Annotated in this window: 10 protein-coding genes and 2 pseudogenes; 6 read left to right on the top strand and 6 right to left on the bottom strand. The window is 56.7% G+C overall.

What is annotated here, in order from left to right; genetic code table 11:
• Window positions 1-240 (bottom strand): annotated as a pseudogene (locus tag HMPREF9371_RS12880) (hypothetical protein); the annotation flags it as partial.
• 59 nt (window positions 241-299) lie between these two features.
• Entirely contained in the window at window positions 300-749 is a 450-nt protein-coding gene (locus HMPREF9371_RS00370) for a DUF4149 domain-containing protein (protein ID WP_009117784.1), read from the bottom strand.
• Between the two features lie 120 nt (window positions 750-869).
• On the opposite strand from HMPREF9371_RS00370, the gene ttcA reads away from it, so the two are divergent.
• Window positions 870-1,799: a tRNA 2-thiocytidine(32) synthetase TtcA gene (ttcA, locus tag HMPREF9371_RS00365; protein ID WP_009117783.1), complete on the top strand. Its 930-nt coding sequence runs from the start codon at window positions 870-872 to the stop codon at window positions 1,797-1,799.
• A 7-nt stretch (window positions 1,800-1,806) separates the two neighbouring features.
• Window positions 1,807-2,517 carry a CPBP family intramembrane glutamic endopeptidase gene (locus HMPREF9371_RS00360; RefSeq protein WP_009117782.1) on the top strand — a complete coding sequence of 237 codons (711 nt, stop codon included), beginning with the start codon at window positions 1,807-1,809 and terminating at the stop codon, window positions 2,515-2,517.
• A 436-nt stretch (window positions 2,518-2,953) separates the two neighbouring features.
• Here the strand turns inward: HMPREF9371_RS00360 and HMPREF9371_RS00355 are convergent, their stop codons facing one another.
• Window positions 2,954-3,391 carry a hypothetical protein gene (locus tag HMPREF9371_RS00355; RefSeq protein WP_009117781.1) on the bottom strand — a complete coding sequence of 146 codons (438 nt, stop codon included), beginning with the start codon at window positions 3,389-3,391 and terminating at the stop codon, window positions 2,954-2,956.
• A 9-nt stretch (window positions 3,392-3,400) separates the two neighbouring features.
• Window positions 3,401-4,192, bottom strand: a complete 792-nt coding sequence (locus HMPREF9371_RS00350) for a (deoxy)nucleoside triphosphate pyrophosphohydrolase (RefSeq protein ID WP_009117780.1) — start codon at window positions 4,190-4,192, stop codon at window positions 3,401-3,403.
• 168 nt (window positions 4,193-4,360) lie between these two features.
• Here HMPREF9371_RS00350 and HMPREF9371_RS00345 point away from each other — a divergent pair, with 168 nt between their 5' ends.
• On the top strand, window positions 4,361-5,527 hold the full coding sequence (locus tag HMPREF9371_RS00345; RefSeq protein WP_040659876.1) for an efflux RND transporter periplasmic adaptor subunit: 1,167 nt from the start codon (window positions 4,361-4,363) through the stop codon (window positions 5,525-5,527).
• Between the two features lie 5 nt (window positions 5,528-5,532).
• Here the strand turns inward: HMPREF9371_RS00345 and HMPREF9371_RS12875 are convergent.
• Window positions 5,533-5,723 (bottom strand): annotated as a pseudogene (locus HMPREF9371_RS12875) (ATP-dependent exonuclease).
• Window positions 5,724-5,794: 71 nt separating this feature from the next.
• Here HMPREF9371_RS12875 and HMPREF9371_RS00340 point away from each other — a divergent pair.
• A complete protein-coding gene (locus HMPREF9371_RS00340) occupies window positions 5,795-6,184 on the top strand; it encodes a hypothetical protein (RefSeq protein ID WP_009117778.1) in 390 nt (129 codons plus the stop codon).
• Window positions 6,185-6,467: 283 nt separating this feature from the next.
• Here the strand turns inward: HMPREF9371_RS00340 and HMPREF9371_RS00335 are convergent, their stop codons facing one another.
• Window positions 6,468-7,061 (bottom strand): hypothetical protein, encoded by a 594-nt coding sequence (locus HMPREF9371_RS00335; RefSeq protein ID WP_009117777.1) that lies wholly within the window; start codon window positions 7,059-7,061, stop codon window positions 6,468-6,470.
• Window positions 7,062-7,357: 296 nt separating this feature from the next.
• Between HMPREF9371_RS00335 and HMPREF9371_RS00330 the strand changes: the two genes are divergently transcribed.
• Window positions 7,358-9,295, top strand: a complete 1,938-nt coding sequence (locus tag HMPREF9371_RS00330) for a MacB family efflux pump subunit (RefSeq protein WP_009117775.1) — start codon at window positions 7,358-7,360, stop codon at window positions 9,293-9,295.
• Window positions 9,296-9,379: 84 nt separating this feature from the next.
• Window positions 9,380-10,813 (top strand): efflux transporter outer membrane subunit, encoded by a 1,434-nt coding sequence (locus HMPREF9371_RS00325; RefSeq protein WP_009117774.1) that lies wholly within the window; start codon window positions 9,380-9,382, stop codon window positions 10,811-10,813.
• Window positions 10,814-10,872 lie beyond the last annotated feature (59 nt).

Here is a 10,872-nt window from a genome sequence, read left to right as displayed (position 1 = left end):
TCGCATCTCATGCTCCGGCTGCCAGAAAAAACTATTATGTAACGTTTTTAGTCGAAGTTGCTCTAGGAATCCCCGTGGGACAGACATATCATACAGATAGTCAAGTGAGCGAGCAGTACCCATAGGGCATAAACGCACAACGCAGAAATGCGCCGCAGATGGCGGTTTTGCAAAGGTCTCAGCCTGAAGCTCACAACGGCTACCTGAAAGCAAGGCACGCATAAACAAACGGCACTTCATCGAAAATGAAGTGCCTTTTGTCTGCGGAAAAGTGTGGCTACACGGTCCAGATACCCCGCTCAACGCCATTCAAACTTCAACAGCCGCAGCAGCAAAAACAGGGTAATCAGGCTTACCAGCAGGTAAATGCTGCTGGAGGTGCCGTGCCAGGCGGCGAAGCTGCCGCCCACCCAATCGTGCAGCCAGTAGGTTTGTTTTTCCCGCAGGGCTTTGATTACCGGAGTAATCAAAAACTGGGAAGCGGCCAGCAGCAGCCAGGTAAAGGCCACGATTTTGCCGGTGTGGCTGCGTTCGTATCGGCGGCCTTGGGCAGAACGGCCGGCCAGATAAACCAAGCCCCACACCAGCAGCCCGGCGTAATTGACCACATCGAACAACACGCCGGCCAGATAACCCGCCTGCTGTTGCGGCAGCTGTTGAAACAACAGCGGCGCCACGCCGTAGCCGGCCAAAATATACGCACCAAACCAAAAAGAAATCAGAAAAACCAAGAGCTTACTGAAAAACACGATAGACGCCTTTCTGCCGGAAAATGAAAACGCCCGCCAGTGTACCGCATTTGGGCGCAGACTTCAGGGAAATAGCAGTTTGCGGTACAATCGCCGCCTTTATTTTCCGCCGCTGCCGCCATGTCGAAAAAGCCGAAACACGAACTCGAAAACAACAAATTAAACAAACGCCTGCGCCATGCCGTCGGCGACGCCATCAACGATTTCAATATGATTGAGGCCGGCGACAAAATCATGGTCTGCCTCTCCGGCGGCAAAGACAGCTACTCCTTATTGGACATTCTGCGCCAGCTGCAGGCCAGCGCCCCGATTGATTTCGAGCTGGTGGCGGTTAACCTCGACCAGAAACAGCCCGGCTTCCCCGAACATGTGCTGCCCGCTTATCTGGACAGCATCGGCGTGCCTTACCGGATTGTGGAAGAAGACACTTATTCGGTGGTCAAGCGCGTGATTGAAGAGGGCAAAACCACCTGTTCGCTGTGCAGCCGCCTGCGCCGCGGCGTACTCTACCGCGTGGCCAAAGAGCTGGGTTGCACCAAAATCGCGCTCGGCCACCACCGCGACGACATTCTGCAAACCCTGTTTCTGAATATGTTTTACGGCGGCAAACTGAAAGCCATGCCGCCGAAACTGGTATCCGACAACGGCGAACACATCGTGATCCGCCCGCTGGCGTATGTGAAGGAAAAAGACTTGGAGCGCTACGCCGAACTCAAGCAGTTTCCGATTATTCCCTGCAATCTGTGCGGCTCCCAGCCCAATCTGCAACGCCAAGTCATCAAAGAAATGCTCAACGACTGGGACAAACGCTTCCCCGGCCGCATCGAATCCATGTTCTCCGCCCTGCAAAACGTGGTGCCTTCCCACCTGGCCGATACCGAACTGTTCGATTTTGCCGGCATTGTCCGCGGGCAAACCCTCAAACACGGCGGTGACTTGGCTTTCGACCGCGAAAACGTGCCGGCTCAGTTTTCAGGTAGCCCTGAGGACGGCAGCGAAGCCGCACCGCCGCGCAAAGTCATCAATATTCTGGCCAGCAAACCGAAATAACACCGCTATGCACCGTCTTGCCCCGCCTTTCGCCTTTATCGGCCTCCTGTTGCTGATCAACCTGCCGATTATTCTGCTGTCTTTTCTGATCCAGTTCAGCAGCGCCTTGCAGGAAGGCGGTTTCCGCACCGCGCTGATTGTGTGCGGCGGGCTGGTTTATGCCCTGAGCGCAGCGGGCATGGCATTCTGGTTTTGGCGCATTTACCGCCGCCGCACCCAGCCGGAGCACTTCGCCGCCCCCGCGCAAACGCCATCGGTCGGGCGCCAACTGCTTTGGTCGGCGGTCTATCTCGGCCTGCTACTGGCTTTATCTCCGGTGTATGAAGCCGTCTGCTCGGCACTCGGCCTGCCCGGCTGGGAAAACCTGGCCAACCAGCAGGCGCTGGAAGCCTTATTCAGGCAAATGCCGCTGTTGCTGGCTGTCCATTCGGTGCTGTTTGCGCCAGTGGCCGAAGAGTTGCTGTTCCGCGGCATTTTCTTCAGCGGCTTCGGCCGGCTGGAACAGCGCGGCAAACGCTATGCCCTGCTGGCATTTTCTGCGCTGCTGTTCGCCGCGGTCCACGCCCTGCCCACCGAACCCGGCTTTCTGCTGTATTTCTGCATGGGCTGCGTGCTCGGCGGCGCTTATCTGCACACCCGCCAGCTGCGCTACCCGGTTCTCGTTCATGCCCTCAACAACCTACTGGGGATAGCCGCATTTTATTTCCCGCAACAATAATCATGGCCGATACCGCACCGACATCCCATCATGCCTTCGCCTGATGCACCACTACGCTTGAATTACCTTGACATTCAGACATTTTCCGCGCCCACAATCTGAGACCTTTGCAAAACCCCAGATGTGGATGCCGCTTCCAGGCGTAGCAGCGCAGCGAACGTGAACGCAGGAATTCCCGTGGGACAGACATATCATAAGATAGGCAAGCGAGCGAACAGTACCCATAGGGCATAAACGCACAACGCAAAAATGCGCCGCAGATGCGGGTTTGCAAAGGTCTCAATCTGTTGATTATCTGCTGGCATAGCAGTTGTTCGAAACAGAACCGCAGAGACCAGGCAGAAGAAATGCGCACAAGATGAAACACCTTGTGCGCATTTCGTTGCCCCCTGTGGGATCAACTCAACAGACAGAGACGTAAGCGGTTGAAAAACGCTTATCGCGCCTCAAAGGCTACCTGAAACGTCTGTCGGCCTACGGTGATGTCGGCCAAATAATCGCGGCGCTGGTCGGTACACAGCGGCAGGCGGACGGCTTCGGCGCGCCAGCTGCCGTCGGCTTGGGGCTGCAAATCGTAGCGGTTGAAGCCCATGTCCATATCACGCATGGAAAAGCTCACCGACACCTTGTCCACCCCGCTCGGCACTTGGCGCAGTTCGATGTCAAACGGCCCTTTGAGCAAAGCGGAAAAATGCAGGTGGCTGCCGTCGGGCAAGGTGCAGCCCTGTGCCGGCACACATAGCGCGGCGGTTTGGCTAACAGCAGGTTTCTGTTGGGTAAACCATTGCAGCGCCAACAGTTTGGTGGCGGCAAACACCAACAGCAATACCGCCACGGCCAAAGCTTTCTTCTGATTCAAACCCAAACGGGACATCTCTACTCCTCAACAATCAGCACGCTCTTGCGCCACCGCCACGCCGTGCACGCCGGCGGCCAACCAGCGTTCGCGGTAACGCTCAGCCAGCACAGCATCGGCCAAAGCCACCACCGGCAGCGCCACACCGGCCGACACTACCTGGCAAAGCGTTTCCGCCGCCGCATCGTCGCCCACCGTCCACACCACCACATCGGCATCCTGCGCCGCCGCAAAACCGGCTTCATCGGCCACCGCCAGCCACACGCTGTCGGCTGCCGGCAAACGGCCGAGTTTGGCCGCCTCTTCCAGCGTCAGCAACACCCGCGCATGGCCGGGTTCGCTCAAAGCATAAGGCACCACCCGATAAGCCGCACCGTCGCCCAGCCCGGCACTCAGGCTACCTGAAAGCGCATCAGGCACCGCCAAAGCGGCCAATAAAGCGGCATTAGCCGGCAGCATGGGCGACACGGTGTAGCGCCCCGGCTGCTGCCAGGCCCACTCTTGGCCCTCTTTCGCCTGCAGCTCGCCCTGCCAGCCCTCAGCCGGAATGCGGAAAAAACGCAGATGCACGCGGGCGTGCTCGTAACTGTGGATTTTCACCAGCCACGGCAGCGCCCGATGGACCGTGATGCCCAACTCCTCGGCCAATTCACGTTGCAAGGCAGCGAATTCGGTTTCGCCCGCCTCCACCTTGCCGCCGGCAAATTCCCAATAGCCGGCGTAAGCTTTGCCGGCCGGACGCGAAGTCAGCAGCAGTTCGCCTTCATGGTTATACACAATGCCCGCCACCACGCGCAGCAGGGGTCGCTCATCAAACATTTTCAGGCTACCTGAAACACCAAAACGGGCGGCAGTTTACTGGAGGCCGCTGTGGCGGGCAATTGCGCCGATGGTGGGTAATCCTATGTTAAGGCGGTTTAACGCCATGTGCAGTTTGCCTACAATACCGCTTTTCCTCGGGCATCTGCCGGAAAGTATTTTGGCAACATGAAAAAAAGCACCAAATGGATTGCAGGCGCCGTTATTCTGCTGGCCCTGATTGTCGGCCTCTTTTTTTGGATGAACCGCAACCAAGAGCCGCAAATCGATTACCTGACCGAAGCCGCCCGCCGCGACAGCCTGCGCCAAACCGTGGCCGCCACCGGCGAAATCTCCGCCGCCCAACTGGTGGACGTCGGCGCGCAAGCTTCCGGCCAAATCAAAGTGATGCACGTCAAAATCGGCCAACAGGTAAAACAAGGCGACCTGATTGCCGAAATCGACGCCACCACCCAAGCCAACGCCCTCAACACCCACCGCGCCAAGCTCGATACCTACCGCGCCCAACTCACCTCCGCCCAAATCGCCCTACAAACCGCCGGCCGCCAGCTCAACCGCGAACAAGCCCTGATGGCCGAAAACGCCACCTCGCGCCAAGAGCTGGAAAACGCCCAAGACGCCCATGCCGCCGCCAAAGCCCGAGTGGCCGAGCTGCAATCGCTGATCCGCCAAACCCGCATCGCCATCAACACTGCCGAGGCCGACTTGGGCTACACCCGCATCACCGCACCCATCAGCGGCACCGTGGTGTCCGTGCGCGTGGAAGAAGGCCAAACCGTCAATGCCAACCAAACCACGCCCACCATCGTGCAGATTGCCGACCTCAGCCGCATGCTCAATAAAATGCAGATTGCCGAAGGCGACGTCACCAAAGTGCAGGCTGGTCAGCGCCTCTTGTTCACCACCTTGGCCGATCCCGAGCACGAACGCGAAGGCGCGCTGGACAGCGTGGATCCCGGCCTCACCACCATGTCGCAGGGCGGCTACACCACCAGCACCGACACCACCAACACCGCCATCTACTACTACGCCCGCGCCCTGGTGCCCAACGAAGACGGCAAACTCGCCATCGGCATGACCACGCAAAACAACATCGTCATCAACGAAGCCCAAAACGTGCTTTCCGTGCCGGCGATGGCCGTCAAACAGCGTGGCAGCGAACGCTTCGTGCGCATCCTCACCGCCGAACGCCGGCCTGAAGAACGCCGCGTGAGCGTGGGCATCAGCGACGGCGTGCGCACCGAAATCACCTCCGGCCTGAAAGAAGGCGAAGAAGTGATCGTGTCCGAAAGCGACGGCGACATCAAAGCTTGGAAAGGCGGCCCGATGATGTAAGCGCTTCAGGTAGCCTGAGGCCTTTGCAAAACCTCCACCAGATGTGGATGCAGTTCAAGACGTAGCAGCGCAGTGAGCGTGAACGTCAGGAATCCCCGTGGGACAGACATATCACATAGATAGGCAAGCGAGCGAGCAGTACCCATAGGGCATAAACGCACAACGCAGAAATGCGTCGCAGATGGGGGTTTTGCACAGGTCTCAGCCTGCGCAGAGACTGCCTGAAACCCCACCACCGCCCCTAACCGCAACCACAAAGGAGCCTCCATGTCTTACCGCCCTTTACTCCTGCCCCTGCTACTGACAGCCGCCCTGAACGCCGCCGCGGCCGACGACCAACTGGCCTGTACCGCAAAAGTGGAAGAAGCCGATATGCAGGTATGGGAATGCGAATACGCCGCAGACGACTTGCCAGCCGCCTACGCGGCGCTGCGGCACAAGCTGGATGCCCAGGCAGACGCATGGCCGCCGGCATTGCCGGCCGGCAACCGCATTATCCGCCCCGACGATGATGCCTTCTTCCGCTATGTCAAATGGGTTTCGGCCGATGAAGTGGTGGTGGCGGAAGAAGGCCGCGGCGGCAACCTCGGCCTCAACAAAGCCACACTGCGACGGGAAAACGGCCGCATTGCCGTTCATTGGCTGAGCAGCAAATAGCAGAACAACAGCAGGCAGGGTTGGCTTCCGACACCGCCCTGCCAACCCATGGCTCTTTGCAGGCTACCTGAAAACGCTTGAACCGCATTTTGCCGGTCAGATTTTGGGGTAAATGATATGCGTACAGCGTTTTATGAAAAACGTATTGCCTCGCATTGGATTCACCACCTTACGAAGCCTTTTTATGAGCTTATCCGCCGGTATATTTTTTGTTTGATTCATGTAAATTGATTTTCATCTTGGACTGCGCAATATCTTCATATTATCAAAGTCAAAAATTTTCTTATTCTATATAAAAGAAAACATAAACCAAAAAAAACAATACCATTCCAATAGCAATAGCAGCCAATATATACGGCAACTTGGTTCCTGAAAACAATATGATGGAATCTATGGTTTCAACCTTATGCTTGGTTGGCAGCGCTTGTTCCAACCCTTCTAATAAATATCTCTTATTTTTTAATATAGTATCCTGACCTGCCTCATTAAAACCCACGCCGCCCAACCAGAAATATTTGTTCTTTCCATCTACTTTTACTCTCAAAACATCCAACCACCCTTTTTTCGAGATACTGAAATGATAGTTTTCAATATTATTTTCTAAAAATACCGTAACCTTATTGGATTTTTCATCAATTATTTTTATCCAATCTCCGCTTATTTGAATTGAGACGACTTTGGTAAAATGCATATTGATCCAGATAAATAGCATAGCGATGATAGCCAATATGCTTTTGTTACCCAAAAAATCGGATAAAGAATCTGAGAGCGCCGCGGCAAGCAGTAAAATAAAAAGAATCAATGAACTTATCCATAAAGCCGATAGACTATACTTTCCAAATCTGGGGTTTATTTCATTCACCGTTTCTTTACCCATAATAGATAAACGCAGTCTGATTGATTATCTGATTGATTAATAGAAAACCATACCATCTATCCATGACATGGATTCGCTCTTTTTCTTGCCTCTATGGCCTATTGCTCAATGATGGCCATGCTTAGTTTCAAAAAAGATGCGCTTGCATTTTCTAGAAATCATGAATATCGTTATTTATGCGGATTTTATTTGAGATGAAAAACCACATCAAACCGATAACCACTGCCTCCATTGCCAATATTGTAACACACTGATTTATAGATTTTTCCCCTGATCGAAAAACAAAAGAATCCCCCATGAGTCTTATCGAATGCCGCAACATCAACCGCTCTTTCGGCGAAGGCGACAGCCGGGTACACGTGTTGAAAGACGTCGGTCTTACCATTGAGAAAGGCGACTTCATCGCCATCATCGGCCAGTCCGGCTCCGGCAAGTCCACCCTGATGAATATTCTCGGCTGCCTCGACAGCGCCTCTTCCGGCTCCTACACCATAGACGGTGTGGAAACCGCCCAAATGAGCGCCGACGAGCTGGCGGCGCTGCGGCGGCGCAAATTCGGCTTTATCTTCCAGCGCTACAACCTCTTGGGCGCCCTTTCCGCGCGCGACAATGTGGCTCTGCCCGCCGTATACGCCGGCATGGCGCAGAAAGAGCGTGAAGCGCGCGCCACCCAATTGCTGGCCGACCTCGGCTTGGCCGGCAAAGAACACAACCGCCCCAACCAGCTTTCCGGCGGTCAGCAGCAGCGGGTATCGATTGCCCGGGCGCTGATGAACGGCGGCGAAATCATTTTGGCCGACGAACCCACCGGCGCGCTGGATTCGGCCAGCGGCGTGATGGTGATGGAAATCCTGCAGGAGCTGCACCAAAAAGGCCACACCATTATTTTGGTCACCCACGACCCCAACATCGCCGCTTTCGCCAACCGCGTGATCGAAATCCACGACGGCCGCATCGTGGCCGACACCAGCAAACAGCCGCATCAGGCCGTACACCGCATCGAGAGCCGCGGCGAACAGTCGTCCTGGCGCTTTTACCAAGACCAATTTGCCGAAGCCTTCCGCATGTCGGTGCAGGCCATCATGTCGCACAAAATGCGCTCCCTGCTCACCATGCTCGGCATCATCATCGGCATCGCTTCGGTGATTTCGGTGGTGGCGCTCGGACGCGGCACGCAAGACAAAATCTTGGCCGACATCAGCGCCATCGGCACCAACACCATCGCGGTTTATCCCGGCAAAGGCTTCGGCGACCGCACGCGCCACCGCATCCGCACGCTGTCGGTGGCCGACGCGGAAGCCATTGCCAAACAAGGCTATGTGGACAGCGCCACCCCAATGATGTCCGGCAACGGCACCGCCACCTACCGCAACATCAATGTGAACGCACAAATCATCGGCGCGGGCGAACAGTTTTTCGGCGTGCGCGGCATCAAGCTGGCCGAAGGCCGGTTTTTCGACCAAAGCGATGTCGATCACCGCACCCAAGTGGTGGTGATCGACCCCAACACCCGCCAACAACTCTTCCCCGACGGCCGCAACCCGCTGGGGCAGACCATTTTGTTCAACAAACGCCCGCTGCGCGTCATCGGCCTCACCAAGGAAGACCCCAACGGCTTCGGCGCAGGCGAAAACCTGCAAATGTGGTCGCCCTACACCACCGTGATGCAGCGCATCACCGGCGCACGCCACATCCAATCGATTACGGTAAAAATCCAAGACCAAGTATCCAGCGCAGTGGCCGAACAAGGGCTGAAAGAATTGCTCATCTCCCGGCACGGTAAAGAAGATTTTTTCACCAGCAACAGCGACAGCATCAAAAAAACCGTGGAAAGCACCACCGGCGCCATGACACTGCTGATTTCCAGCATTGCCCTGATTTCACTGGTGGTGGGCGGCATCGGCGTGATGAACATCATGCTGGTGTCGGTCACCGAGCGCACCCGCGAAATCGGCATCCGCATGGCCATCGGTGCCCGGCAGGCCAATATTTTGCAGCAGTTTCTCATCGAATCGGTGCTCATCTGCCTGATCGGCGGCCTGATCGGCATCAGCCTGTCTTATTTAATCGGCCTGCTGTTCAATGCCCTGGCCGCTGAATTTGCCATGTCGTTTTCCACCCTGTCGATTATTGCCGCCGTGCTCTGCTCCTCCGCCATCGGCATTCTGTTCGGCTTTATTCCGGCGAAAAACGCCTCCAAACTCAACCCCATCGCGGCCTTGTCGCGCGATTGAACTTTTCAGGTAGCCTGTTGCCCAATACCGCTCCGCCACTCACACAGCCCAAGGCTACCTGAAAACCGCCAACGGTAATCCATCATGACTTTGACTTCCGCCCGCTTTTCCGCCGCCTGCCTCGCCGCCTTATGCTTGGCAGGCTGCGCCATCGACACCACGCCCGACGCCGGCATCGGCCTGCACCAAGCCATGCGCGAACGACCCAATGCAGTCGTGGCCGACGACACCCTCGCCGAATTCTATCGGGCGCACATGCAGCACGATTGGTGGCAAACCTACGGCGACCCGAAACTGGACGCCTTGGTCAAACGGGCGCTCGAACACAATACCGACTTGAAACAGGCCGCCCTCAACGTCAACAAAGCGCTTTATCAGGCCAATATCCTCGGCGCCAATCTGGTGCCGGATGTCAACGCCAACCTGGGCGTATCGCAAAGCCGCAACCTGCAAACCGGCAACAACGCCCCGAAAAGCTACAGCAGCCAGCTCGGCTTGAGCTACGAGCTGGATTTGTGGCGTCGCCTCAATGCCGCCGCCTCGGCGCAAATCTGGGTGCAGCGCGCCACCGCCGAAGACCTGGCCGCCACGCGGCTGGCCGTCATCAACAATGTGGTGGACGGCTATTTCCACATTGCCTACCTCAACCGCGCCATCCGTCTGCAAGAGCAGGCGGTGGGCAACTACCAAAACATCCTGCGCATTGCCGAAAGCCGCCACCGTCACGGCAAAGTGTCGGCCAACGAGCCGGTGCAGGCGCGTCAGGCCCTGCTCTCCGCCCAAGACCAACTGCGCCAACTACAGGAAAACCGCCACGCGGCGCGCAGTATTTTGGCGCAAATCTTCAACAGCGACCCCGAACAAAATGGGTCGTTCGGGCCCGATCCCGAACACTTCCAGCTGCCGGAAATCAAAAACGGCGGCCCCAATCTGGACATTCCCATTACCGCCCTCACCCACCGCCCCGATTTGCTCGCCGCCGAAGCGCGTTTGCAAGCCGCACTCAAAAACCAAACCGCCCAATACCGCAGCTGGTATCCCCGCATCACCCTCAACGCCGCCCTGAGCCACAGTGCCAACCGCGCCGCCAATCTATTTGAAGTGCCCGTGCTCGGCGGCGGCATCGGCATCAGCCTGCCCTTTCTCAACTGGCCCACCCTGCGCTGGCAAAACCGCATTGCCGAAACCGAATTCGAGCAGGCCAAACTGGCTTTTGAAAAAGCCTTGCTCACCGGCCTGCACGAAGTCCACAACCAATACCGCCTCTACCGCCACAGCCTGCAGCAACAAGAAAATGCACGCGAGGCCCTGCGCCTGGCACGGGAAAACAGCCGCTACCACCAAGTGCGCTACCAGCACGGCCGCAGCAGCCTGCGCGACTGGCTGCAAGCACTCAACAGCGAATACGCCGCCGAACACAGCCTGCTCCAAGCCCGCTACACCACGCTCAAACACGAAGCGATGATTTACAAAGCCATGGGCGGACGCTACCAAACCGCCACGCCCCCTGCCCGATAAACCTTTTTCAGAAAAAAATCAGGCTACCTGAATACTTTCAGGTAGCCTGACTGGCTGAC

The organism is Neisseria shayeganii 871 (assembly GCF_000226875.1).
In the GTDB taxonomy this organism is placed as follows: Bacteria; Pseudomonadota; Gammaproteobacteria; order Burkholderiales; family Neisseriaceae; genus Eikenella; species Eikenella shayeganii.
This window is presented reverse-complemented; position numbering and strand designations above follow the sequence as displayed.